This window comes from Patescibacteria group bacterium (assembly GCA_022560785.1).
In the GTDB taxonomy this organism is placed as follows: domain Bacteria; phylum Patescibacteriota; class Minisyncoccia; order Phycocordibacterales; family JADFSL01; genus JADFSL01.
The window spans coordinates 1-23,667 of sequence record JADFSL010000005.1; the positions used below are offsets into that span (position 1 = coordinate 1).

Here is a 23,667-nt window from a genome sequence, read left to right on the forward strand (position 1 = left end):
TCCTGCTTTAATACGGTCAATCCAAATTGTAAAATCTGCATTGAATATCTTTCTCATTTCAGGCATAGGACAAATAAAATCAGTAACACAACAATGTCCTGATTCTACTACTTTATCAGCCCAGAAACTTAAACGTCGGGCATTCTCTAAACGATCCTTCTCTTCGAAACCTAAATCTGTATGAACTGTTTTACGCACATCATCAGCATTGTGCCAAACAGCATTTAATTTTGGAGCTAAGAGTTTTGCTAATGTAGTTTTTCCAGACCCTGGCAGGCCCATAATTAAGATTTTCATATTCATACAATGCTTCATCTAATGCGTCAGACTCTCCAGAGCTCATCGAAGATGGTACTGGATGTCCTGTGCCAACAGGATTGCCAACATCCCCATCATTAGCAGGAACAATTGGATCTCCAGATCCAGAGCCATGTAATTCAAAGAGTTTCATCTATTTATTTTTGATTTTTGAGGAGTGTTGAGAAATGAGACTTCTTTCGTGCCGCGGTGTTCTTTTTTATGATGCCACGCTTTGTCGCTTTGTCTATCGCTTTGTAAATAGATGGGAGTAGCGCCTTTGCTTCGGTAAATTTTCCTGCTTCTGTGAGCTTTCTGGTTTCCTTTATTACACGTGCCATAGCCCTTTTTCTGCGAAGGTTAAAAACATTCTTTTTCTTTGAGCTCCTGAGTGTTTTTTTCGCTCCTTTGGTGATTGGCATGGGAGACATGGTACCGTAATTACACTTAAAAGACAAGTAAAAAACAGTGCGGTTGTGCTTTAAAAAGGCACCACTCTGGGGTATTATGATGGAATGATAGCAAGTTTGGAAGGGGTGATTACTCAAAGAGAGGACGGATCTATAGTGCTCAGTGTCGTAGGTGTCGGATACCGGATATTTATCACTTCTGAAACCAACAAAAAACTAAAAAAGGAAGGTGGCACCATCTGTCTGTTCACACATCTGGCGGTGCGGGAAACATCCATGGATTTGTACGGCTTTTTAGACAAAAAAGAACTGTTGTTTTTTCAAATGCTCATATCAATATCTGGAATTGGACCAAAATCCGCTCTTGCAATACTCTCGATTGCCGATGTAGAGACACTCGAGTGTGCCGTGTCAGCCGGCGACAGCTCGTACCTTACGCAAGTCTCGGGTATAGGAAAGAAAAACGCGGAGAAGATAGTCCTTGAACTCAGCGACAAAATCGATGCGATTATTGACCTCTCAGAAGGAACAACATTTAAAGATGAGGCTGATACTCTCGAGGCACTCATTGCTCTCGGATATGGCACAAAAGAAGCACGGGATGCACTAAAAAATGTTCCTAAAGATGCCGTAGGGACAAGCGACAGACTCAAAGAGGCACTTAAAATGCTTGTAAAATGAAACCGTCCACTCTCCTTGAATCAATCCTCCGAACCGCTGAGAAATTTATTCCCCGCTTTCTGTACAAGTTTTTCCAACCTGCATATCACTTTGCACTCGCATTGCTTGGAGCTATCATATATCGTTTTCCTTCAAAACACCTTTCGGTAATTGCCATTACCGGTACCAAAGGAAAATCGTCAACAGCAGAGCTAATAAATGCAATTCTTGAGGAGGCGGGTCATACAACGGCACTGCTCTCAACTATTCGCTTTAAGATTGGAGATGAGTCAAAACGCAACCTTTTTAAGATGACAGTCCCCGGCAGATTCTTTCTGCAACATTTCTTACGCAGAGCAGTAAAAAAGGGGTGCTCATATGCTATTATTGAGATGACATCAGAAGCAGCTAAATTTTTTCGCCACAAATTTATTGATTTTGACACACTTGTTTTTACCAATCTTTCTCCAGAACACATAGAAGCTCACGGCTCATTTGAAAAGTATGTGGAGGCAAAACTCAGACTTCGCAACGCGGTGGGACACTCCTCCAAACCCCGCAAAACAATAGTGGCAAACGGTGATGATGTTTATGGTAAAGAGTTTTTAAATATTGGTGGAGTACAAAAAATATCATTTACTCTTACAGACGCAGAACCATTTGAGCTGCATGAAAATGACACGACTCTCACGATAGATGGCACTGCTATCCACTCACAGCTTGTGGGGACGTTTAATATTTACAACATACTCGCTGCAGCATCTGTTGCCAAAAATGAAGGTGTAGACATCCAAACCATCAAAGTGGCGCTTGAAAAAGTTTCCACCATCCCAGGAAGAGTTGAAAAAATAGAAGAAGGTCAATCGTTTGATGTTATTGTTGATTACGCGCACACGAAAGATTCACTGGAACAACTCTACGGTGCATTTAAAGACAAACGAAAAATATGCGTACTCGGAGCAACAGGTGGGGGTAGAGACAAGCGAAAACGACCGGAGATGGGAGCTGTTGCCGATCAGTTTTGTGAATATATTATTTTGACCAATGAAGATCCATATGACGAGGATCCTCGAACAATTGTGGATGAACTAGCGATCGGTATAAAAAATCACAAACCTGAAATCATAATGGACAGACGGCAAGCTATACAAGAAGCGTTTAAACGAGCTGACTCTGGGGACGTAGTACTTATAACCGGAAAAGGTACTGACCCATATATTATGGAAGCAAAGGGCAAAAAAACTCCATGGAGTGATTCAGATGTAGCGCGCACAGAATTACAAAAACAGCATGTTTAACAAAAGAGTTGGGTAACCGCATTATTATCGTATGGATGCTAGAGAAGATCTCTTTTTTTTCATAATCTTACTTATCGGTCTGTGGATCGCTTGGGTCGCAACTGGTGGACCAGGACGTGCGGATGATTCTAAACCATTTCTTGGATCGGGAGACGTGTCCGCTCCCAGTGAAATTAGTCAAGCTGATCCTGCAATAAAAGACATCGAGGAATCTTCGCCATATGCCGGAATGGTAACATTTACCGGAGACAGAAGCGGGCCAAGAAAAAAGTTGGCCGACGAGGAATATATCACTCTTCGCGCCTCAAGAAATAACTCTGAAAATATTCGCATCTCCGACTGGTATATTGAGAGCCTCATCACAAAACGGCGTGTGCGTATAGGTGGAGCGTCTTCACTTCCCCGCTCTGGAGCTGTTAATAGAGAAACTCCAATCTTTCTTCCGCCTAGTGAAAAAGTTATTATAACAACCGGTAAATCTCCAACAGGCATCTCGTTCAGAACCAACAAATGTACTGGCTACTTTGAGCAATTTCAAGACTTTACTCCTCGGCTCGACCGTTCGTGCCCGTATCCTGAAGATGAACTCATTGATTTTTCCAGCATTCCCGCCACTGACGATGCTTGTTTTGATTTTGTTGAAGACCTATCTCGTTGCGAAGCAGTGCTTGAGACATTGCCTCTTACTATGTCTCCTCAATGTAATCAGTTTATTACGAAAAACCTTAATTACAACGGTTGTGTCGCAAACCACCGGAACGACGCCGACTTTTTTGAAGATGAGTGGCGTATATTTCTCAAAAGAGAAAACGAGCTATGGAGAGAGCGCCGTGAAACTCTCCACCTACTCGATGAAAATGGCAAAATAGTAGACACCTACAGCTACTAACGACCATTAAAGAGGATGATGCCGGCAGCAACAGCAACATTGAGTGATTCTTTCTTTCCACACATTGGAATAACAGAGACCGCATCACACAGCAGAATTATTTGTTTTGAAAGTCCTCTGACTTCATTTCCGAAAACAAATGTAACAGGATACGAATATTTTAATTTCCTATAATCAACTGCATTTTTATCCTGTTCTACGGCAACAACAAACACCCCATCTCTTTTCAGTTTGTCTATCGCAGTTCGTGCTGAGGTAGTGTGTTCCCACAACACTGATTCGTGCGCGCCAAGCGCAGTCTTCTTAATTTTTTTTTGGACTCTGCCAAAACGGTCTGTTGGGGTTGGTGTGTAGCCAGAAAAATAGATTTTTGATACTCCAGCGGCGTCGGCTGTCCTCATAATTGAACCGACATTATACGCACTTCTGATGTTGTGAAGTATCAAGAACACATTTTTCTTGCCGCTCTTTTTATCATTCTGCAAAATTCTTTTCATGGGCACAATAGTATACCCGAATAGAGATTAGTGCTACAATTTCAGCAATGCTTAATCCATTCCCAGATTTGCTCGTACTGTCACTCTTAGCACCATTTATACTCCGTATCGTTGTTGGTGTAATCCTCCTCAAATCTGGATACGCGCGCATAACCAGTGGAGGAACTCGCAGTGCGATTGATATAGCAAATCAGTGGAGGGCTTCTATGTTCTCCCCCGCGTGGTATCTCGGTGCCATTGAAATTATCGCTGGAGTATTCCTTATTGTTGGATTTCTGACACAAATTGCTGCACTCGTGGGAGGACTCATTGCAATCAAAGCAATTGCCAGAAAAGGAGGGCTTGCGGGTGCTGTAAGAACAAAAGCGTTTTATGTGCTCATGCTTGTGATTTGTGTCTCTCTATTACTAACAGGCGCCGGTGCACTTGCATTTGACTTACCTCTCTAACATATCACTCAATTTATAGACTTGCCTCAATTTTGTGGTATAGTTTTTTAACCACGTTGATATTTAAAAATACATCCGCCCATAGCTCAGTTGGTAGAGCAAACGCCTTTTAAGCGAGAGGTCGCAGGTTCGAGTCCTGCTGGGCGGACAAGCGTAACAAAAAACACCTTCGGGTGTTTTTTGTTACGCTTGTCCGAGACGGAGCATATCGCTCTGCGATAGCGAGTCGGAGCCGAGCGCACTTAGCATTTTGCGAGAAATTGAAGCAAAATGGTTAGTGACGGGTGGCGACAATGATCTATATTGATCCTGTAAGGATCAAGATTCCTGCTGGAAAAATTACTTGTGACGACAGTAAAAATAAGAAATCGCTCTGCCAGTCATGCACGGCAGAGCGATTTAAGTTCTTCCCAATATATAAAGCGGAAAAATTTGTGTTTACCAATTTTTTTCACGAACTGTTTGGAGTTTCCCCAGCACGGTTGTGCTTTGTCCGGATTGAAATAGTATACTGAACCATCAGATTCGTCGATGTGTGAACCTTGTAGAGTATTTAGAACTATATCCTGAATACTCTTCCATGATTCAGAGTCAGATGGATTGTCAGACAATCCATCACAATAGAAGGAAAATTGACATTTATATCTCTTCTCTCCCCCTTGAGTAACAACCTTCTTTACGGTATTGGGGAATTTTTCATGGTTAACTCTGTTGAGTATTACATTACCAACAGCAACTATTCCCTTCTTCACCTCTCCTCGTGCTTCAAAATAGAGCGCGCGAGATAGCCAGTAAGTATCTTCATCAGAAAAAAGAGAGTTTTTTGACACACCAACATCTTCAAAAAAATAAATGGTTCTTGTTGTCGCAATACCTGCACCCGTGTCCTTGTCCACAAACATTCCTATAAGGAGAGTGCCTGCAAATAAAAAAGTCCTGTATAGGACTTTTGTTCTGTTCATTATGTTTCTCCTTACAATACTTTAGTCTCTCTTCATTGTAGCATAAACATATACTATGTCAATACACCAATCTGATGAATTTTTATACTCCCAAAATAAACCGCTCGAGTGCAATGTCAAATTCGTGCAGTCCTCTACGTGCGTCATGCGAGAGGAATACGAGAGACGATGAGAGTTTTTTCACTTCCTCATCGGTATAATTTTTGAGAAATTGCAGAGACTTTCTGTACACAAATGGATTGAGTCCCGCATCATCTGAATTCTTAGCACCGTTACTAAGTAGCATACTTTTGACCTGCCAAAACAATATTCCGTGTATCTCTTCGTCCGATATGCCCTCCTGTTTTGCTTTTCTATAGAGCACCCAGAGATTTTTTCTGTCCCTTCTGCCGAGTGCGTCGGTTAATGAAAAAATATTAAACTCTTCTTTTCCTCCCGCTTTTTTTTCTTCGAAAACCTGTGTTTTTTCCGCTCTTTTCTCAAGTCTTGTAACCGTTTTTTTATCAATCTTCCCCTCAAAGAGAATGAAAATGTTTTGAGATAGAGCTATGCCGGCAAGGTTTTTTAGTACCACTTCTTTTGCCTCAACGTTTGCAAATACACGGTCGAATACAATAATGTATTTGTTTTCAAACAACCCCTGTCCTTCCATGAGCTCGGTGAGTTGGTTTGTATCAAAACTCTCATCATCAATACGAAAAAAAGAAGCATCAGGCTTTTTGCTCTGTAAACTTCGTGTGAGTCCACGGAGTTTGTCTTTTCCTTTTTCTATATCACTACCATGGAGAACATACAACATAGTAAGATTATTATACTTCTAAATGTCTAAGTACGCCCCAGTTTTTTCCGCTGTGTACAACTACCTCAATTGGTACTCCTTTTGTCTCTTCTGTGCTCAATATTGATTCCATTATTTTCTTGATTTCGGTCGCGGTTTCTTTTACTTTGTCTTTCCGTATTTCATATACCAGCTCATCATGTACTTGGAGCAACAGATGCACATCATTTTCAAGTTTATGTTGTACGATGTATTCATCAATAAGTGCCATAGCAATTTTAATGATATCGGCTTGAGTCCCTTGTATAGGCGCATTGATTGCCATCCTCTCGGCCTGCGCCCTGATGAATGGGAGCTTTGATCTAAGTCCTTCAAAGTGCCGTCTCCTGCCGAAATGAGTCTGTGTGTAGCCGAGGCGCGTTGCGTCTGCTTTCACCTGTTCCAAGTAGTGCGCAACACCTGAAAAATTTTTGAAATAGTCGTTGTAAAACTGTTGCGCTTCTTCGCGAGTGGTCCCCAAACTCTGCCGAAGTGCGTTGACTCCCATGCCGTATAGAATGCCAAAGTTTATTACCTTTGCACGTCTGCGCATTTCCATATCCACACACTCTGGTGACACACCAAACATTTCAGAAGCTACAGCAGCGTGGATATCACCTCCACTCTTGAAGATATCGATTAGTTTTTCATCACCTGAGAGAAACGCCGCTACACGAAGTTCAATCTGCGAATAATCAAGTGCCACCAGTTCATATCCGTCTGATGCAACAAATGCACTCCTGATATTTTTGCCGCGTTCGGTGCGTATTGGAATGTTCTGCAGATTTGGGTTCTGTGACGACATTCTGCCTGTTGTCGTACCACTCTGGAGAAACCGTGCGTGGAGCCGCCCGTCATTTCCCACCATGTCTGGAATATTGTCTATATAGGTTGAAAGAAGTTTTTTGAGTTCTCGGTATGAGAGAATGTCAGAAATGATAGGGTGAAGTTCCTTCATTTTTTCAAGTTCTGACTCACGTGTTGATTTTTGCCCGGTACCAGTTTTTTTCTGGTTCTTCACGCTGAATTCCATTTTATCAAAGAGTATGACACCAAGCTGTTTGGGTGAATTGATGTTGAATTCCTCACCAGCATGTTTATAAATCTTCTTTTCAAGAATCTCCAGTCCAATGTGATATTCTTTTGAAAGTTTATCCAAATGTGAAAGATCGACCACAATTCCTCGCTCCTGCATTTTTGAAATCACAGAAATCAAAGGAAGCTCAATTTCTGTATACACCTTTTCGAGTTTTTGGTTTTTTATTTCACCGAGCACCATTTCTTTTGCTTTTGCAAACGATGTTGTTTGAGCAAAGTCTAATATGTCCTCCATTGTGGGATTGGTAATGTCTGAATCAACAAGCCATAGTCCAATTGCAGTTTCTGAAAGTTCTTTTTCACTTACTTGTTCTTTTTCCCCCTCCACTTCCTCCCCCACTATAGCTTCGTTGTAGAAAGATTTCTCATTATTCTTTTTGTCTTTTGCACCAAACAAATTTTTGACTCTTTGAGAGAGTGTTCTGAAGTTAAGCTCGGAAAATAATTCAAGCACCGTATTTATATCGAGTGTGTCACGCCATGATTTTTCCGGATATTTAAAATCTATCGGAACATTAAGCTGGATTGTAGCAAGCTCTTTTGAGAAAAGTGCTTCTTCCTCATTGTCTTTAAGAAGTCCTATGATTCTTTGTGTGATACCCGCTTTTATAAATTGCTTCTCGTCTTTTTTTAGCGCGCTGTATATGTGTTCAATGCTTCCAAATTCTTTAATGAGAATTGTTGCTGTCTTTTCTCCAATACCTTTAATTCCAATGATGTTGTCAGACGGATCTCCTCGAAGTCCTTTGTAATCAGGTAAAAGTTTTGGTTTGAATCCAAAACGCTCTTCAACCGCTTTTTCATCGTACACAATAGTGTCTTTTATACCCTTCTTGAGCGTATAAACACGTACACGTTTACCTGAAATAAGCTGCATCGTGTCCATGTCACCTGATGCAATTACAACCTCAATGTTTTTATCTCCTTTTGTCTTTTCAACAATGGTTCCGAGTATATCATCTGCCTCAAAGCTTACTTTATCGTATATTGGTATGCCAAACGCCTTAAAAATATCACGTGAGCGTTCAAGTTGAACAACTAGTTCATCGTCCACTTTGGCACGCCCAGCCTTGTAGTCTTTATACACTTCGTGACGATAGGTCGGCTCTGGTAAATCGTAACAAGCAATCAAATAGTCGGGTTTGAGATCCTGCACAATTTTAAGAAGCATGGAAGAAAGCCCGTAAAGGGCACCGGTTGGTTCCCCACCACTTGAAGAAAAATCCGGTAGTGCGTGGTATGCACGATGTATTATTGCGTGCGCATCAAGAAGTACGAGTTGTTTCTTCTGTTTTTTTGCGTCTTTAGGCATATTCAATCTCTCTCGTATTTTCGTTTATAAACGTAAAGTTAAGTTGTTCTATATTCTTTGGTAATATATCAGTTATATTTTCCGGCCACTCTATAAAAATGATATTTCTAGGATCCTTAGCAATTTCTTTCCAACCAAGATGTGAAAGTTCTGCACCATTTTTGAGACGGTATGCATCAATGTGTATGAGGTGGTCAAAGTCTTTGTTTGCCAACTTGTAAATTTTTTCAATCACAAAAGTTGGACTTGTCACCATATTTTTTATACCAAATGCTTTTGCCGCCCCTTTCACAAATGTTGTTTTCCCTGAACCAAGCTCCCCATGGAGCCCTGTGATATGTGCGTTATTTTTACCTGATTTAATGGTTTTTACAAATTCTTCGGCACATTGTTCCATTTTTTCGCTACTCTCTATGGTTTCTATAGTTCCCCCACCTTTCATCGCCCAATTGTAGCACTAATGTAAAAGCAAATGGAGCGACGATAATTCGTCGCTCCATGGTTCTGATCTGCTATCAATAGCAGTACTTACTGCTGGTGTCTATGAAGAACAGCCAACTTTTCGTACATTCCATATCACTGTCTTTATTCCACCACGTTTGTTGATACGGAACGAGCGAGCTTGATTCCCAACTCGATCGCCTTTCGTGTTGTAGGCAACAACTATAAGGTTAAATTCGTCATGTCGACGAGAGACCGACATACGACTGTGCCTGACTGTTGCTATGCCATACTTCGGTATTTTTGCAATTACTTTTCCTACGTCGTTTAATAAGTGCAGATGGCAAACAGTTTTATTTGTCACCGTAACTATCGTTTTAGATCCTGCAAATGAAATTACAGAATCCTGGGTTATGGCAAGTCCGCCGCCATCATAGACGCAACCGCCAAGAAGCATTGCAAAGGCGAGTAATGCTACAAGTTTTTTGTACATGTGTATTTCTCCAGTAGAAATTTCAAGTGTTATTCCAAGTGTAATGATACCATAATAATACTAATATGTCAATGGTATATGTTTGCGAGTGTCTCGTTGTATTTGGCGCAAAAAAACGCTACTATTTAGCAAAATGCTGAAATTTGACGAAAAAGAGCAAAATAAAAAGTTAGATGAGCTTCGTAAAAAAGAAGAGGAGGACCTTGCTCGTATTCTTTCTGAAAAATATGGGATTGGGTACGTAGATCTCTCACGTATTGCTGTTTCAAGCGAGGCACTTCAACTCATTGGAGAAACTGAAGCACGAAAAGCTGAGGTTGCCGTTTTTAATAGAGTTGGCAAAAAAATATCAGTTGCGGTGCACTCTCCAAACAAAAAGGAAGTTGCAGATGTGCTCCACGGACTTGAAGAGCGCGAGTACGAAATAACCCAATACATGACTTCATCACATAGTCTCATGCATGCATGGGAGAGATATAAAGACCTGTCGTTTGCCGTTAAAACAAAAGCGGGTGTGCTTGATATATCTGGAGATGAAATTAGAAATCTTATACATGAACTTAAAACGCTCGAGGACATCAAACAGTTGATACAAAAAACACTTACAATGAAAAAAGCGTATCGAATCTCGCGTATCTTGGAAACTGTGTTTGCTGGCGGGCTTGCGTCTGGTGCATCGGATGTGCATATAGAACCAGAGGAAAAAAATGTGAGGATGCGATACCGTCTTGATGGAGTACTCACCGAGATTTTGATGTTTGATTTAGAGACATATGGGCTCTTGCTTTCGCGAATTAAGCTTATTTCAGGACTTAAACTAAATGTAAAAGATGCGGCACAAGATGGTCGCTTTAGCGTCAAAATTGATCAGGAGAATATAGAAGTACGAACCTCAATTCTCCCTGGTGCATACGGTGAGTCTATAGTCCTGCGAATACTCCAGCCAAGCACCATTGCGCTTTCTATGGAAGAGCTTGGAATAGAACCAAACCTGCTTTCTGCACTAAAGAGAGAGATACGAAAACCAAATGGTATGATATTAAATACTGGACCGACTGGTTCAGGTAAAACAACCACCCTCTATGCATTTCTCAAGAGTGTTCACACACCTCAAATTAAAATAATTACCATAGAAGACCCGATAGAATACCATTTGCCGGGAATTGTGCAGACACAAGTTGATAAAAAGAAATATACCTTCGCAAGTGGGCTGCGCTCCACCCTGCGGCAAGACCCGGATGTTATCATGGTTGGTGAAATCAGAGATGGAGAAGTTGCTGAAACTGCTATTAACGCCGCCCTTACTGGACACTTGGTATTTTCAACACTTCACACCAACACTGCTGCGGGCTCATTTCCGAGACTTATTGATCTTGGGGTTAATCCAAAAGTGATAAGTTCAGCGGTAAACATTGTAATGGCGCAACGGCTCGTTCGCAGACTATGTGAGAAGTGTAAGAAAGAGGTGCCGCTTGAAGGAGAGAAAAAATCACTCGTTGATAGTATAATCTCCTCAATCGTCAACAAAGAAAACGTACCGGAACAGCAGAGTGTTGTGTGGGAAGCGGTTGGGTGTAATGAGTGTGGAGGAAGTGGTTTTAAGGGTAGAATTGGGATATATGAAGCGATTATTATGGATGATGTAATCGAAAAGTTGATTAAAGAAAGTGCTAGTGAACGCGATATTGAAAAAGGAGCTCTAAGCCAGGGAATAATGAGTCTGAAGCAAGACGGCTTGCTAAAAGTTCTCAGAGGTGTAACCTCTCTTGAGGAACTTGAGCGTGTAATAGAACTCAAAGAAGGCAGTCGGCAAAAGAATATTGACACAAAACAAACCACGAAAAGCGTGTAGCGATTCATGGTTTGTATAAAATCTAGACCATAAGTCTCTAAGCAATCCTTCAGAGTATAATATAAAGGAGGATAGGGTCTTCTGAGGATAAACCCCGCAAACACAACAAGTGTGTAACCAGGTCGTCCTCGATGAGTATCACATGAACCGTGAGGTCAATCGCTTAGAGACTTATGAGCTGGATTTCACTGTAAAATCTAGCATAAAAATCAAGTTATGTCAAGAGATACAAAAAAAGATCTGGAAAAAGAGCCCGAAAGTAAACAAGACGAATCATTCTTGGACAATACGTTGCGTCCGTCACGTTGGGATGAGTATATTGGTCAACCAAAAACAAAAGAAAATCTGCGTATTTTACTCACTGCTGCAAAAGAACGTTCTCACCCACCGGAGCATATACTCTTTTATGGTCCACCGGGTCTCGGTAAAACTACGTTGGCTCATCTGATAGGACACGAACTTGGTGCGCAAGTAAAGGTGACTTCAGGACCGGCAGTTGAACGAGTTGGTGACCTCGCCGCGATTCTCACCAATCTTGGAGAGGGAGATGTCTTGTTTATAGATGAAATTCACCGACTCAATAAAACAGTTGAAGAAATACTCTATCCAGCAATGGAGTCTGGTGCGCTTGATATCATAATTGGCAAAGGTCCGTCTGCGAGAACCATTCAGCTTGATTTGCCGGCCTTTACGCTGATTGCGGCAACGACGCGCATTGCCATGCTTTCCGCTCCACTCCGGTCACGCTTTTCAGGAGGAATATTTAGACTCAATTATTATGATGACAGAGAGATTGAGGAGATTTTGAAACGCTCGTCGAGAATCTTGGGAGTGAAAATTGACAAAAATGCACTTGAGGAAATTGCAAAACGAAGCAGATTCACACCACGAACGGCAAACTACCTTTTGAAGCGATGCCGTGACTTTGCGCAGGTGCACAAAAAACCACTCTCAAAAAATATGGTGCGGGAAGCACTACTACTTCTTGAGGTGGATGAGTTGGGACTCAATGCGTCTGATATAAAAATACTTGAGACAATAATAAAAAAATTCGGCGGGGGCCCTGTTGGGCTTAACACTCTTGCCGCTTCTACTTCCGAAGAACAATCGACCATCGAAGAAGTTAATGAGCCGTACTTGCTCCAGATGGGACTCATTGAACGAACATCGCGTGGAAGAACGGCAACCAAATTGGCATACGAGCACCTTGGGTTTGGTTTACCAAAAGACAAACAAGACGCTCTTCTTTAAATGTTTAAATAATATGTCCGGACATAATAAATGGTCTAAGATTAAGCACAAAAAAGCGGCAACTGACGCAAAAAAGAGTCAGGTGTTTTCAAAGCTTTCAAAACTGATAACTACCGAGTCAAAAAAAGCGGATGGTAACACCGATTCTCCGGGTCTTCGGTTTGCTATTGAAAAAGCAAAGAAAGAAAATATGCCAACTATTAACATAGAGCGCGCAGTCAAAAAAGGAATAAGTGGTGATGTATCTTCCATGGAATCAGTCACCTACGAAGTATATGGTCCGGGAGGGGTGGCTCTCATTGTTGAAGGATTAACGGATAGTAAAAATAGAACCGCGGCTGTTATAAAACACTTATTGAGCGAACACGGATTGGAACTTGCGGCACCCGGTTCGGCAACATGGGCGTTTACAAAAACCTCAAGTGGCTGGAAGCCAAATGAAACAATAGAAATTGAAGACGGTGAAAGGCAAAAGCTAGAATCGCTCAAAGATGATCTGGAGGGCAACGATGATGTTCAGGCGATCTACACTAACGCACAATAATACATGAGGGTTTTATCTATTGATCCGGGTTATGAACGAGTTGGTATTGCTGTGATTGAAAGGGTTGAAAAATCAAAAACTGGAGGAAAAAAAGAAATACTTATCTACTCTAATTGTTTTAAAACTCCAGCAGAACAGGATTTTAATCAGCGACTCACATCTATCGGAAAAGAAGTTGAGAATATAATACAAAAATACAAACCGAAAGTGTTTGCTATAGAAAAACTATACTGGGGTAGCAACCAAAAAACTGCTATGAGGGTGTCTGAAGTTCGTGGAATGCTCCTTTTTATTGCATCGTCAAATGACCTTGCTATTTACGAATACACACCTCTTCAGATAAAAAATGCTGTCACTGGCGATGGAAGAGGAGATAAGAAACAAGTTATTGCCATGCTCTCTCATTTGATTGATATAGATAAGATTATAAAATATGACGATGAATATGATGCTATTGCAATAGGGCTTACCTGTTTTGCTTCTGAGAGAAATATGGGTACCTAATAAATTATTTGTTATCAACAGTTTATTTAGAGAGAGGTTGAAAAAATTATTTTTTCTGCAAAAATATATTGAAATCCCCATACTTCCATGCGATGGGATGAGGTCGTTTAACGTTTTGTCAGTATATATCTAAATACTATGTACAACGAGGAAGAAACTGTGGGTGATGTTGATGAAGACACTGAATCACCTAACGATGAAATGGAAATAGAAAACTACGACGAATGAACAATAAACAAAAATACCGTGCATCCACGGTATTTTTGTTTATTTTATTTTTATAGCAACAAACCTCCTCTTCCCTATTTTTACCGTCATATCGTTTTCAACCACCTCATCTGTGTTAGTTATTTTTTCTCCCCCAACCTTCATTACTGCGCCCTCGTGTATTAATCTTCTAAACTCCGTCTTGGAACCCACTGTGCTTGAGATTGCGTCATAAAGTGTTGTTCCTTTTTGAACTTCTATTTTTGTTGCATCTGCTGGTACACCCCCTTTACTAAATGTTTCGGTAAAATCATTTTGTGCACTCAACGCCAAATCACTGCTGTGGTACAGCGATACTATAGCGCTCGCTAATCTCATTTTTGCATCTCTGGGATGTGTGGTATTTGATTGTAAGTCCTTTTCAAGTTGTCTAACCTCGCTCATTGCTACGCGTGTAGCAGATATAAAATATGGAACAATAAAATCATCACGTAGGCTCATTACTTTCCCATACATATCGCTCGGACTATCAGTTATATTGATGGTATTACCCCAACTTGAGCTCATTTTACGCCCATCGAGTCCTTCTATTATAGAGAGCATCATGACCTGCTGGGGTTTCTGCCCAAAATGTTCCTGAAGCTTCCTACCTGCGAGCAGATTGAAACGCTGATCGGTTCCACCTATCTCAACATCAGCCTGTACCTCAACACTGTCGTACCCTTGCATAAGTGGGTAGAGCACTTCGCGGAGTGAAATTCTTGTGCCTGCATCGAGTCGTTTTTTTATATTCTCCCGTGCTATAAAATCTGAAACTGAGAACTGGTCAGCATGCTCCCCTATTTCCTTGTAGGTAAGTTTATTGAGCCATGTCGCATTGTATTTTTTCTCTACTGCACCCATATCGAGCACCCTCTCAATCTGCTTGAAATAGGTACCCGCATACTCCTCTACTTGCTCTTCAGTAAGCATTGGACGCTCACTCTCTTTATCTGATGTATCTCCAATAACAGCAGTCGCATTTCCAATAACAATGCTGATTGTGTGCCCTAGTTCTTGAAAATCGCGGAGTTTAAGGAGAAGTACCGCTCTTCCTAAGTGTATATTACTGCTTGTGGGGTCAATGCCGAGCTTCACACGTAAACGCTTTCCGCTTTTGAGAAGCTCTTTGAGTGTGTTTTTTTGAATTGTCTCATTTACCGAGCGGGTAAGAAGTTCTTCGATTTTTTTCTCACTCGTATCAACTGATTTCATTCCCAGACCGAACATATACCCTACTGTAACACACCTATTGCCTCTTTTATATTGTTGTGCTAAAAATGGTGCTTCAGTGTAAATTTAATTCATTAGCACTGTGCTACTATTACATATACTACATATGAATGGGAACAGAAAAAGGGTGAAATGGTATCAAACAACACTTGTGCGGGGTGTACTCATGTTGGGTTTTTTTACCATGGGAACACTGGTTCTCTGGGCAGCTACCCTCAAAACTCCTGATTTACAGTCATTTGAGAAAAGAAAGATAGAGCAATCAACAAAAATATATGACCGAACTGGTGAGACACTTCTATTTGACGTTCACCAAAATACTAAGCGGACCGTTATTCCACTATCCGATATGTCGAGGCATATTAAAAATGCCACTGTAGCCATAGAGGATGCTGATTTCTATAATCACAACGGTATCAAAATAAGCGCTATTTTTAGGGCTATTTTGGTCAATCTGGGAGCACGTGAGTTTAGCCAAGGTGGTTCAACAATCACTCAACAAGTGGTAAAAAATTCAATTCTTACTTCGGAGAAAAAAATATCACGAAAATTAAAAGAGTGGGCACTCTCTTTGAAGCTCGAGCAAGAGCTCTCCAAAGAAACGATACTTGAGCTCTATCTCAACGAATCTCCATATGGAGGAAATATTTATGGAATTGAAGAAGCGAGTCATAATTTCTTTAATAAATCAGCTGCCGAACTAAGTTTGGGTGAATCAACATACCTTGCTGCCCTACCGCAGGCACCTACGTTCTACTCTCCGTATGGAAATAATGTGGATAAACTAGAAGATAGAAAAGATTTGGTGCTTTTTAAAATGCTTGAGAATGGTTTTATAAGTGACGACGAGTATGGAGAGGCCATCAGAGAAAAGATTGAATTCAAACCTCAACGTGATGAGGGTATTTTGGCTCCACATTTTGTATTTTTTGTCAGAGAATATATAGAAAAAAAGTATGGCAAACGAGCAGTTGAAGAACAGGGGTTTAAAGTTACTACAACACTCGATTATAATCTTCAGAAAAAAGCAGAGGAGATAGTACTACGATACGCAACCGAAAATGAAGAAAAGTTCAATGCTGAAAACGCTGCGTTGATTGCGATTGATCCTAAAACAGGTCAAATACTTGTTATGGTTGGGTCTAGGAATTATTTTGATGAAAATATAGACGGAAATTTTAATGTGACTCTTGCCCACCGTCAACCGGGTTCTGCATTTAAACCATTTGTGTATGCAACTGCATTCAATAAAGGATATACCCCTGAAACGGTCGTTTTTGATGTTAGAACGCAGTTTCAGGTTGACTGTGAACCAGATGACCTCTCAAGTGAAGATGGATGTTATTCGCCAGTTAACTATGACAATATTTTCAGAGGTCCTGTAACATTCAGAGATGCGCTTGCTCAGTCAATCAACGTACCTTCAGTTAAAGTGCTTTACCTGGCCGGTCTTGTTGATTCATTGCGTGTTGCAAAAGATATGGGAATAGAGAGTTTGACTGATGCAAATCGTTATGGACTTACGCTGGTTCTTGGGGGTGGTGAGGTATCACTACTTGATATCACGAGTGCCTATGGAGTATTTGGAAATGAGGGTATTAGAAATACCCCAGTTGGAATCTTAAAAATTGAAGATAGTAATGGAAATATTATTGAAGAGTATAGGCAACGTCCATCGAGGGTATTGTCTGAAAATACCGCGCTTATTATTTCGGACATTCTCTCTGACAATAATGCACGAACTCCTGCGTTTGGAGCACGATCACCACTGTATTTTGCACAAAGAGATGTTGCGGTTAAAACTGGTACCACAAACGATTATCGAGATGCTTGGACAATTGGATACACACCAAATTTAGCGGTTGGAGCGTGGGCTGGAAATAATGATAATAGTTCAATGGAAAAGAGAGTTGCTGGTTTTATCATCACACCGTTATGGAATGAGTTTATGCACGAAGCACTCAGTGTTATAAATGATGAACGATTTAGAAAACCAAAAGAAGAAAACAGAGATGAATTAAAACCAGTGCTGAAAGGTCTCTGGCGGGGAGGAGTTTCATACACCATAGACAGTATTTCTGGAAAACTCGCAACAGTACATACTCCAGATGAGGTAAAAACAGATTTGGTGGTTCCTGAGATCCATTCAATTCTCTACTGGATAAATAAGAAAAACCCTCGTGGTGATGTTCCCACACACCCTGAAAAGGATTCTCAATTTGAATTGTGGGAATACACTGTTCAGGAGTGGAAAGAAAAGCATAGTTATCTTGATCAAGAAGTGATAATACCAACTGAATATGATGACATCCACCTCCCTGAACTAAGTCCTCAAATGAGCATCACAAACCTTAATACAAATACTGTGTATAGTAGGTGGGAATCTATTACAATATTTGCAAAAAGTTCAGGTAGATATCCTCTTACTAAGACTGATTTTTTTATAAATGGAGTATTTGTTGGATCATCTAAATCAAATCCATTCTCACTATCATTTACACCAAATAACTTGGATGGCCTTTCTAGCAAAAACACTATTAAAGTTATTGGGTATGATGCTGTATTTAACAAAGGAGAATACCAAACAATATTTAAAGTTGATTTGTAAACAAGTGCAGTTTATCTAATATCTTGCACAACTCTATTATATTTTTCTAATTCTAAATTTAACCTTTCTAAAATCTTATTTTTATTGAGTAGAATTTCTGATTTAATTATTTGATTTGCTTTTATATACACAACCCCTCTCTGCACATTAATTTCATCACCAGAGAGTTCTACACCCAACTCATCATTAACCACCTTAGAGCATTCCTCTTTAATAAATGCATTTGGAGGGATTATATTTTTAAATTTGGTTAGATATGTTGCTATATTGAACATTTCAAAATTATTTATTCATTGGCATCACTAAATACAAAAACGAATTATCTGAAACCCCTCGTATAATTAGTGGTTTACTTAAACCACTAAAAGAAAGTGATATATTGTCTGAATGTATTGATTGAAAACAATCAAACACATATTTTAAATTAAAATTTATATCCAAATCATCTCCTGTTATTGTTGTAGAAAGTGATGTGTTTGTTTCACCGATATCTGAGTTTTTAGAACTTAAAAATAATTGTTTTTTAGTTTTATTAATATTAAAACCAACCTGATTAAATCTATCTAAAAATATAGTTGTGTGTTTTAGTGTGAGTAAAAAATCCTGTTTGAGTGCTATAACTTCAGTAGTGGTAATTTTTGGTATTATTTGTTTATAGTCAGGAAATGTACCATCAATAATTCTTGATGTTAGGTATATATTACCAAACACAAACGCTATTTGATTATTACTTAATGTTATTTCAAAAGTATCATCTGATTGTTCTAATACACGAATTATTTCAGGTATATTCTTAATAGGTATTAAAATAGGGTTAAACTCTTTTATAGATCCAACTATAACTGTTTTTTCAGCTAATCTAAACGAATCAGTTGCTACAAACACCATATTTCCGTCTTTATAGTAAATATAAAGACTTGATAGTTCTGGTTTTATTGTTGATGGTGAAGCACTATACCACACTGATTGTATTCCTTGTAAAAAACCTTCTTTTTTTAGTTTTAAACTTACATCTCCCTTCACTTTTGGGATTGTTGGGAAATCATTATTATTGTGAGTTTTTATAAGTGTTTTTCCGGTATTATTTTTTACAGATAAATTCCCTCCAATTAATTCAAGTTCAACCACATCTCCTTGTATTGTTGATATTGAGTTATACAACACTGAACCAGAGACTGCTACTGTACCTTCTTTTATTACTTTAACTGGTAGTGTGATTTCAATACCTAAATCAAGATTTGTTGTCCTAATGGTTAAATTTTTTCCTTTTGCTGTTAGTAATATACAACTTAAAATTTGATGTGTAAGATTTTTTCCACTAATCTTTTCTGCTGTTGAAATGGTATTTACTAAACTTTCTTTTACACACTCTACTTTCATATTTTTATATTTATATAATTTTATTATTACTATTATACTCCTTGTTTTATGTTAATAAGTATAAAAATCCTTATTACTAATCATATTATGAAGAAAATATTTTTAATAAAATGTTTATAACTATTGTTTATTTTGTGTATATAAAATAATTTTTATCAACACTACATATACACTTGTTTATAACTACTACTTTTTACAAAAAAATAAACACCTTACCAACATAATAACTAACATTTTTTATTCATAGTATTAACAATTTATCAACCTATTAATGTTCGTATTTGACTTAGTTCTTGTGAAAGTGTGTTATCAACTTTCAATTCATTTCTAACTTTTTCACATGAATGAATAACTGTTGTATGATCTCTACCACCAAGTTTTTCACCTATAGCAGGATATGAAATACTAAAATCTTCTCTTAAAATATACATTATCACTTGCCGTGGTTTCACCACCTCTTTTCTTCTTGTTTTTTCGTAAATACTGTTTTCTTCAATATTATAAAAGTCAGCTACTTTTTTAATAACATCTTTTGCTGATATTGATTTTTTAGGCTTCGCGTTATTTTTTATTAAATTCTTTATCTCCTGTATAGTAAGTACCTTCCCTTTTAATTGAGATTGGCAAATAATCGAGTTAAGAGCACCTTCTAAATCTCTAATATTACCTTGTATATTTACCGCTAAAAACTCAATAACATCATCAGATAATAGAAAATTACTGTGTTTTGTTTTTGATTTTAAAATAGCAATTCTAGATTCATACTCCGGTTGAGGGATATCAACTATCATACCAGCAGCAAAGCGGGATTTTAACCGCTCTTCAAGATTTGGGATATAGTTTGGATGCCTGTCTGATGAAAAGATAATTTGTTTATTATTATCATACAGCGCATTGAATAAATGAAACAATTCCTCCTGTGTTTTTTCTTTATTAGATAGGAATTGTATATCATCCATTATCAATACATCATACTGGCGATACTTTTCCTTAAATGAATTTACTTTTGTTGTTTGCACCGCATTAATATAATCAACAGTAAATTTTTCCGAAGTCACATAATACACTTTTTTACCACTGTAAAGTTTTTTTAACTGGTTTCCAACAGCTTGTATTAAATGTGTTTTTCCATGGCCAACATTTCCATAGATAAATAAAGGGTTGTATGCAATGCCAGGTTTTTGAACAATAGCCTGCGCCGCAGCGTGAGCCAGTTCGTTAAAAGCACCAACAACAAAAGTGTCAAATGTGTACCGTGGATTTAAATTGTCATTTTTATTTATATAATAATCTTGAAGTGGCAACTCACCATTTATTTGAATTACAGTTCCAGATTTTATATCACTACCCAAACTCTCATCTTTCTTTTTTTCATCTTTTTTAATAACATACTCAAGTCCACGAACCCCCTCCGAGAATCCTCTAAGTGCTTTTACAATAAATTTGTGATACTTATTAAAGAGCCAGTCTTTAACAAATTCATTTGGAACATTAAGATAGACAACCCCAGCATCAAATTTAGTTATATGAGTATCTTTAAACCACGTACTAAAATTCGCTTTTGATATATTGAGTTCTATATCAACAAGCACATTTTCCCACAATTGTTTGTTATCCATTATGTTTTTAAACTACTCAATAATATTAGATAAATACACTATCAGTTATATAAGGGCATTGATTAGCAGACTACTATTATATAGGTAATATAAAATTATTAAACTTGTTAAAAATAAAAAATTATGTTAATAACATGTTAATAATATGTGAATAACTAAACCCAACAACAACCTATTTACAAAGATGTATTTAGATGTTATAAGAATAATCTACACCACAATATTTTTTCTACAAATATGTCAAAAACATACCAACCCAAAAAAAGAAAAAGAAAGCGAACCCACGGTTTTCTTGTACGACAGAGAACAACAAGTGGTAAGAACACAATAAAAAGAAGGAGAAATAAAGGACGAGCAGCGCTCGCTGTCTAATCCCCCCCACTCTCATGCCTAAGGTGGCACAAACAATACGGAGAAAAGCAATTACCACTATTTTGCATAAAGGAAACACCTATAAAACCCAGTACCTTTCTTTAGTATTACATCTCTCTCCAGAAAACAAACAATCTTCCTTTTCTTTTGTAGTATCTAAAAAAGTTGAAAAGAGTGCAGTAATACGAAACACACTTAAAAGGAGAGGAAGACATATTGTAAGAGAGTTGCACACAATAAAACCATTCAGTGCAGTTTTTTTTATGAAAAAAGGAATTTCAGAACTGTCTTTTTCTGAACTAAAAAACAATATTACACAACTTTTAAAGAAAGGAAGGGTCTTATCATGAGGTAGAATATGCGCGCATTGAACAATGCCGCAAGCTGAGCTAGAATGGGGTGATGATCTCATTTTTTAACACTTTTTTTTATGAACCACTCTATAACGGGCTGATTTTTCTCATATCAGTGGTACCCTTTGCGGATGTCGGAATCGCGGTCATACTACTCACCATAGTGGTTAAATTAGTGCTCTTTCCACTTTCAATAAAGGCGGTAAAAACACAGCTTTCAATGAAATTACTTGAACCTGAGCTCAAGAGAATCAAACAGCAGTACGAGAAAGACAAACAAGAGCAGGCACGCAAAACAATGGCACTCTATAAGGAAAATGGAATTAACCCATTTTCTGGGCTTCTGCTCATACTAATACAAATTCCCATTATTTTCGGTCTTTATTGGGTGTTTTTCAAAGGAGGACTCCCTGAAATTGACACCAGTATATTATATTCATTTGTGACAAAACCTAGCTTGGTAAACATGGATTTTCTCGGTTTTATTGATGTATCAGCACGGAATATTGTTATCGCATTCTTTGCTGGGGTAACTCAATATTTTCAGATTAAGCTCGCACTCCCCCCAATGAAAGAGAGGCCTACAAATCCAACATTAAAAGATGACTTGGCGCGGAGCTTTCATATGCAAATGCGCTACGTCATGCCGTTTATAGTGTTTTTTGTTTCATATGCAATATCGGCAGCTATTGCAATTTATTGGACAACAAGTAATCTGTTTGCTATCGGACAGGAGTTGTTTGTAAGAAAAACCATCAAAAACAAGCACATTCAATGAATAATGAACACACTAAAATATTAATTGAGGAATTTTTAAACAATCTCACTATTGGTTTTGATACCGTTGAGATTATTGAAGATGATATACGTTTGGTATTTCTTATAAAAACAGAGCATTCAGGAGTTCTTATTGGAAACAACGGAGAAAATCTCCGGGCACTCAATCATATAATCAAACGGATGGTGGGTAAGAAACAAGAAAAAGAAAGCGAGATGCAGTTTCTGCTTGATGTAAATGGGTATTACCAGAAGAAAATACAACGGATACGAGATCAGGCAACAATATTAGCTGACAGGGCTCGTATGTTCAAATCAAATGTTGAAATGACTCCTATGAATGCATATGAACGGATGATTATTCATAGTATGTTTACCGATGATCCCGAAATCTCAACTGAGTCATCGGGTGTGGGAAAATTGAGAAGAGTAGTTCTTAAATATGGAAGAGAAGAAAGAAAAGGAAGAGAATATAGTGAAATGAGTGATTCTATAACCTAATTATTGCTTGTTGGTAGCATTTCTCCCAAACGCAGGCTCCATAGAATGGAGTCTTTTTTGTTTATAAACAGCAAATATTTTTCATCATTTGTGAGCATCATGGTTATTATATCCATTTCTAGCCCAACCTCACGCCCAGGTTCAATTATCATATCAGCTGTTCCCGTTTTAGTATTTATTTTCCAAATACTGTCTGAAAACGACACCAGACCTTGGTACCAACGGTCTGGATATTCCCTTCCCATCATACTGTCTGGGACTGCACAGTACACCACATACTCCTCATTGATACTCCATACACACTTTTCTGGCAACGTTGTCACCGGTAGCGTTGTTTCTTCCTCTGCACCTATATCTAAGACCCCAAAAGTAATACTGTTTCTAACATTTTCTGAGTATAATGAAGATTGTTTGTCGGGACTCACGAGGGTTGTCAGTCCATTTTTCCCACCAATCACTTTTTCAAACACCTTTGAGCTTTTGTTGAAAAAATACAGATATCCAAGAGTGGCAGCAGACGGTTTTGTGGTAAAAGCAATAGTATTACCACTTGTCCATTGTAATGTCCATTCAGAAAGTGGTGAGAAAAACACCTTAGAACTTTGCTTCCCGTTTGGGTTAGCGATTGTTCCAACAGTGTCTCCAATAGTCCCAGTGAGGTAAAAAATTTGCTCTCCCGATTGGGAAAGAGTGATAGCGTGAATGTTTCGTTTGAGAAATGTCCCGACGAGTGATTGTTCCTCCACATTTTCAATACTGGTGATTTCGGCATAAAAACTCTCTATGTTTTCACCACTATCCTCA

The 23,667-nt window shown here is 38.6% G+C and carries 26 protein-coding genes and 1 tRNA gene; 14 read left to right on the forward strand and 13 right to left on the reverse strand.

Annotated elements, in window-relative coordinates; translation table 11 throughout:
• The coding region (locus IIB50_00855; protein ID MCH7529654.1) for an adenylyl-sulfate kinase at nt 1-297 on the reverse strand (297 nt) is incomplete at its 3' end.
• A gap of 158 nt (nt 298-455) precedes the next feature.
• Nucleotides 456-719 carry a 30S ribosomal protein S20 gene (locus tag IIB50_00860; GenBank protein MCH7529655.1) on the reverse strand — a complete coding sequence of 88 codons (264 nt, stop codon included), beginning with the start codon at nt 717-719 and terminating at the stop codon, nt 456-458.
• Nucleotides 720-812: 93 nt separating this feature from the next.
• On the opposite strand from IIB50_00860, the gene ruvA reads away from it, so the two are divergent.
• From ruvA to IIB50_00875, 3 genes are read left to right on the forward strand one after another with little or no spacing between them, the layout of a single operon-like run.
• Nucleotides 813-1,388: a Holliday junction branch migration protein RuvA gene (ruvA, locus tag IIB50_00865; GenBank protein ID MCH7529656.1), complete on the forward strand. Its 576-nt coding sequence runs from the start codon at nt 813-815 to the stop codon at nt 1,386-1,388.
• Nucleotides 1,385-2,665, forward strand: a complete 1,281-nt coding sequence (locus IIB50_00870; GenBank protein MCH7529657.1) for a UDP-N-acetylmuramoyl-L-alanyl-D-glutamate--2,6-diaminopimelate ligase — start codon at nt 1,385-1,387, stop codon at nt 2,663-2,665. Before ruvA ends, IIB50_00870 begins: the two co-directional genes overlap by 4 nt.
• Before the next feature lie 31 nt (nt 2,666-2,696).
• Nucleotides 2,697-3,554: a hypothetical protein gene (locus IIB50_00875; GenBank protein ID MCH7529658.1), complete on the forward strand. Its 858-nt coding sequence runs from the start codon at nt 2,697-2,699 to the stop codon at nt 3,552-3,554.
• On the opposite strand, the gene IIB50_00880 is transcribed toward IIB50_00875, so the two are convergent.
• Nucleotides 3,551-4,051: a TrmH family RNA methyltransferase gene (locus IIB50_00880; protein ID MCH7529659.1), complete on the reverse strand. Its 501-nt coding sequence runs from the start codon at nt 4,049-4,051 to the stop codon at nt 3,551-3,553. The two genes, IIB50_00875 and IIB50_00880, sit on opposite strands and share 4 nt — an antisense overlap.
• A 47-nt stretch (nt 4,052-4,098) precedes the next feature.
• Between IIB50_00880 and IIB50_00885 the strand changes: the two genes are divergently transcribed.
• Together IIB50_00885 and IIB50_00890 are read left to right on the forward strand one after the other, a co-directional pair.
• Nucleotides 4,099-4,500 (forward strand): DoxX family membrane protein, encoded by a 402-nt coding sequence (locus tag IIB50_00885; protein ID MCH7529660.1) that lies wholly within the window; start codon nt 4,099-4,101, stop codon nt 4,498-4,500.
• 75 nt (nt 4,501-4,575) lie between these two features.
• Nucleotides 4,576-4,648 (forward strand) — tRNA-Lys (locus IIB50_00890).
• A 232-nt stretch (nt 4,649-4,880) separates the two neighbouring features.
• Here the strand turns inward: IIB50_00890 and IIB50_00895 are convergent.
• The 5 genes from IIB50_00895 to IIB50_00915 form a co-directional block, all read right to left on the reverse strand.
• A complete protein-coding gene (locus IIB50_00895; GenBank protein ID MCH7529661.1) occupies nt 4,881-5,462 on the reverse strand; it encodes a cell wall hydrolase in 582 nt (193 codons plus the stop codon).
• Nucleotides 5,463-5,544: 82 nt separating this feature from the next.
• Nucleotides 5,545-6,261, reverse strand: coding sequence for a hypothetical protein (locus tag IIB50_00900; GenBank protein MCH7529662.1), 717 nt, complete (start codon nt 6,259-6,261; stop codon nt 5,545-5,547).
• A 10-nt stretch (nt 6,262-6,271) separates the two neighbouring features.
• Nucleotides 6,272-8,689 (reverse strand): hypothetical protein, encoded by a 2,418-nt coding sequence (locus IIB50_00905; protein ID MCH7529663.1) that lies wholly within the window; start codon nt 8,687-8,689, stop codon nt 6,272-6,274.
• On the reverse strand, nt 8,682-9,131 hold the full coding sequence (gene tsaE, locus IIB50_00910; GenBank protein MCH7529664.1) for a tRNA (adenosine(37)-N6)-threonylcarbamoyltransferase complex ATPase subunit type 1 TsaE: 450 nt from the start codon (nt 9,129-9,131) through the stop codon (nt 8,682-8,684). Before tsaE ends, IIB50_00905 begins: the two co-directional genes overlap by 8 nt.
• Nucleotides 9,132-9,230: 99 nt before the next feature.
• Nucleotides 9,231-9,623: a hypothetical protein gene (locus IIB50_00915; GenBank protein MCH7529665.1), complete on the reverse strand. Its 393-nt coding sequence runs from the start codon at nt 9,621-9,623 to the stop codon at nt 9,231-9,233.
• 133 nt (nt 9,624-9,756) lie between these two features.
• Between IIB50_00915 and IIB50_00920 the strand changes: the two genes are divergently transcribed.
• The 4 genes from IIB50_00920 to ruvC all read left to right on the forward strand — a co-directional run bounded on the left by IIB50_00920 (nt 9,757) and on the right by ruvC (nt 13,774).
• Nucleotides 9,757-11,475 carry a type II/IV secretion system protein gene (locus IIB50_00920; GenBank protein MCH7529666.1) on the forward strand — a complete coding sequence of 573 codons (1,719 nt, stop codon included), beginning with the start codon at nt 9,757-9,759 and terminating at the stop codon, nt 11,473-11,475.
• A 216-nt stretch (nt 11,476-11,691) separates the two neighbouring features.
• On the forward strand, nt 11,692-12,726 hold the full coding sequence (gene ruvB, locus IIB50_00925) for a Holliday junction branch migration DNA helicase RuvB (protein MCH7529667.1): 1,035 nt from the start codon (nt 11,692-11,694) through the stop codon (nt 12,724-12,726).
• 13 nt (nt 12,727-12,739) lie between these two features.
• Entirely contained in the window at nt 12,740-13,270 is a 531-nt protein-coding gene (locus tag IIB50_00930; protein ID MCH7529668.1) for a YebC/PmpR family DNA-binding transcriptional regulator, read from the forward strand.
• A 3-nt stretch (nt 13,271-13,273) separates the two neighbouring features.
• Nucleotides 13,274-13,774, forward strand: coding sequence for a crossover junction endodeoxyribonuclease RuvC (ruvC, locus tag IIB50_00935; GenBank protein ID MCH7529669.1), 501 nt, complete (start codon nt 13,274-13,276; stop codon nt 13,772-13,774).
• 267 nt (nt 13,775-14,041) lie between these two features.
• Here ruvC and IIB50_00940 read toward each other — a convergent pair whose 3' ends face one another.
• Nucleotides 14,042-15,250 carry a tyrosine--tRNA ligase gene (locus tag IIB50_00940; GenBank protein MCH7529670.1) on the reverse strand — a complete coding sequence of 403 codons (1,209 nt, stop codon included), beginning with the start codon at nt 15,248-15,250 and terminating at the stop codon, nt 14,042-14,044.
• Between the two features lie 109 nt (nt 15,251-15,359).
• On the opposite strand from IIB50_00940, the gene IIB50_00945 reads away from it, so the two are divergent.
• Nucleotides 15,360-17,861, forward strand: coding sequence for a PBP1A family penicillin-binding protein (locus IIB50_00945; GenBank protein MCH7529671.1), 2,502 nt, complete (start codon nt 15,360-15,362; stop codon nt 17,859-17,861).
• A gap of 11 nt (nt 17,862-17,872) precedes the next feature.
• On the opposite strand, the gene IIB50_00950 is transcribed toward IIB50_00945, so the two are convergent.
• The 3 genes from IIB50_00950 to dnaA all read right to left on the reverse strand — a co-directional run bounded on the left by IIB50_00950 (nt 17,873) and on the right by dnaA (nt 20,860).
• A complete protein-coding gene (locus tag IIB50_00950; protein MCH7529672.1) occupies nt 17,873-18,136 on the reverse strand; it encodes a hypothetical protein in 264 nt (87 codons plus the stop codon).
• 7 nt (nt 18,137-18,143) lie between these two features.
• The gene (gene dnaN, locus IIB50_00955) at nt 18,144-19,241 is read right to left on the reverse strand and encodes a DNA polymerase III subunit beta (GenBank protein MCH7529673.1); all 1,098 of its coding nucleotides are present in this window, start codon (nt 19,239-19,241) and stop codon (nt 18,144-18,146) included.
• Between the two features lie 260 nt (nt 19,242-19,501).
• Entirely contained in the window at nt 19,502-20,860 is a 1,359-nt protein-coding gene (dnaA, locus tag IIB50_00960; GenBank protein MCH7529674.1) for a chromosomal replication initiator protein DnaA, read from the reverse strand.
• A gap of 237 nt (nt 20,861-21,097) precedes the next feature.
• On the opposite strand from dnaA, the gene rpmH reads away from it, so the two are divergent.
• The 4 genes from rpmH to IIB50_00980 are packed head-to-tail and all read left to right on the forward strand — an operon-like array spanning nt 21,098 to nt 22,863.
• The gene (rpmH, locus tag IIB50_00965) at nt 21,098-21,232 is read left to right on the forward strand and encodes a 50S ribosomal protein L34 (GenBank protein MCH7529675.1); all 135 of its coding nucleotides are present in this window, start codon (nt 21,098-21,100) and stop codon (nt 21,230-21,232) included.
• Nucleotides 21,233-21,246: 14 nt separating this feature from the next.
• The gene (gene rnpA, locus IIB50_00970; GenBank protein MCH7529676.1) at nt 21,247-21,582 is read left to right on the forward strand and encodes a ribonuclease P protein component; all 336 of its coding nucleotides are present in this window, start codon (nt 21,247-21,249) and stop codon (nt 21,580-21,582) included.
• A 49-nt stretch (nt 21,583-21,631) separates the two neighbouring features.
• The gene (locus tag IIB50_00975; protein ID MCH7529677.1) at nt 21,632-22,363 is read left to right on the forward strand and encodes a membrane protein insertase YidC; all 732 of its coding nucleotides are present in this window, start codon (nt 21,632-21,634) and stop codon (nt 22,361-22,363) included.
• Nucleotides 22,360-22,863, forward strand: a complete 504-nt coding sequence (locus tag IIB50_00980) for a KH domain-containing protein (GenBank protein MCH7529678.1) — start codon at nt 22,360-22,362, stop codon at nt 22,861-22,863. Before IIB50_00975 ends, IIB50_00980 begins: the two co-directional genes overlap by 4 nt.
• Here the strand turns inward: IIB50_00980 and IIB50_00985 are convergent.
• Nucleotides 22,860-23,667 (reverse strand): hypothetical protein (locus IIB50_00985; GenBank protein MCH7529679.1); only part of this gene is annotated, 808 nt, incomplete at its 5' end. The genes IIB50_00980 and IIB50_00985 overlap by 4 nt on opposite strands.

What these genes read in the sequence shown, in the direction of transcription:
- IIB50_00860 (MCH7529655.1), bottom strand. Translation starts at nt 719, where the DNA reads ATGCCAATCACCAAAGGAGCGAAAAAAACACTCAGGAGCTCAAAGAAA.
- ruvA (MCH7529656.1), top strand. Translation starts at nt 813, where the DNA reads ATGATAGCAAGTTTGGAAGGGGTGATTACTCAAAGAGAGGACGGATCT.
- IIB50_00870 (MCH7529657.1), top strand. Translation starts at nt 1,385, where the DNA reads ATGAAACCGTCCACTCTCCTTGAATCAATCCTCCGAACCGCTGAGAAA.
- IIB50_00875 (MCH7529658.1), top strand. Translation starts at nt 2,697, where the DNA reads ATGGATGCTAGAGAAGATCTCTTTTTTTTCATAATCTTACTTATCGGT.
- IIB50_00880 (MCH7529659.1), bottom strand. Translation starts at nt 4,051, where the DNA reads ATGAAAAGAATTTTGCAGAATGATAAAAAGAGCGGCAAGAAAAATGTG.
- IIB50_00885 (MCH7529660.1), top strand. Translation starts at nt 4,099, where the DNA reads ATGCTTAATCCATTCCCAGATTTGCTCGTACTGTCACTCTTAGCACCA.
- IIB50_00895 (MCH7529661.1), bottom strand. Translation starts at nt 5,462, where the DNA reads ATGAACAGAACAAAAGTCCTATACAGGACTTTTTTATTTGCAGGCACT.
- IIB50_00900 (MCH7529662.1), bottom strand. Translation starts at nt 6,261, where the DNA reads ATGTTGTATGTTCTCCATGGTAGTGATATAGAAAAAGGAAAAGACAAA.
- IIB50_00905 (MCH7529663.1), bottom strand. Translation starts at nt 8,689, where the DNA reads ATGCCTAAAGACGCAAAAAAACAGAAGAAACAACTCGTACTTCTTGAT.
- tsaE (MCH7529664.1), bottom strand. Translation starts at nt 9,131, where the DNA reads ATGAAAGGTGGGGGAACTATAGAAACCATAGAGAGTAGCGAAAAAATG.
- IIB50_00915 (MCH7529665.1), bottom strand. Translation starts at nt 9,623, where the DNA reads ATGTACAAAAAACTTGTAGCATTACTCGCCTTTGCAATGCTTCTTGGC.
- IIB50_00920 (MCH7529666.1), top strand. Translation starts at nt 9,757, where the DNA reads ATGCTGAAATTTGACGAAAAAGAGCAAAATAAAAAGTTAGATGAGCTT.
- ruvB (MCH7529667.1), top strand. Translation starts at nt 11,692, where the DNA reads ATGTCAAGAGATACAAAAAAAGATCTGGAAAAAGAGCCCGAAAGTAAA.
- IIB50_00930 (MCH7529668.1), top strand. Translation starts at nt 12,740, where the DNA reads ATGTCCGGACATAATAAATGGTCTAAGATTAAGCACAAAAAAGCGGCA.
- ruvC (MCH7529669.1), top strand. Translation starts at nt 13,274, where the DNA reads ATGAGGGTTTTATCTATTGATCCGGGTTATGAACGAGTTGGTATTGCT.
- IIB50_00940 (MCH7529670.1), bottom strand. Translation starts at nt 15,250, where the DNA reads ATGTTCGGTCTGGGAATGAAATCAGTTGATACGAGTGAGAAAAAAATC.
- IIB50_00945 (MCH7529671.1), top strand. Translation starts at nt 15,360, where the DNA reads ATGAATGGGAACAGAAAAAGGGTGAAATGGTATCAAACAACACTTGTG.
- IIB50_00950 (MCH7529672.1), bottom strand. Translation starts at nt 18,136, where the DNA reads ATGTTCAATATAGCAACATATCTAACCAAATTTAAAAATATAATCCCT.
- dnaN (MCH7529673.1), bottom strand. Translation starts at nt 19,241, where the DNA reads ATGAAAGTAGAGTGTGTAAAAGAAAGTTTAGTAAATACCATTTCAACA.
- dnaA (MCH7529674.1), bottom strand. Translation starts at nt 20,860, where the DNA reads ATGGATAACAAACAATTGTGGGAAAATGTGCTTGTTGATATAGAACTC.
- rpmH (MCH7529675.1), top strand. Translation starts at nt 21,098, where the DNA reads ATGTCAAAAACATACCAACCCAAAAAAAGAAAAAGAAAGCGAACCCAC.
- rnpA (MCH7529676.1), top strand. Translation starts at nt 21,247, where the DNA reads ATGCCTAAGGTGGCACAAACAATACGGAGAAAAGCAATTACCACTATT.
- IIB50_00980 (MCH7529678.1), top strand. Translation starts at nt 22,360, where the DNA reads ATGAATAATGAACACACTAAAATATTAATTGAGGAATTTTTAAACAAT.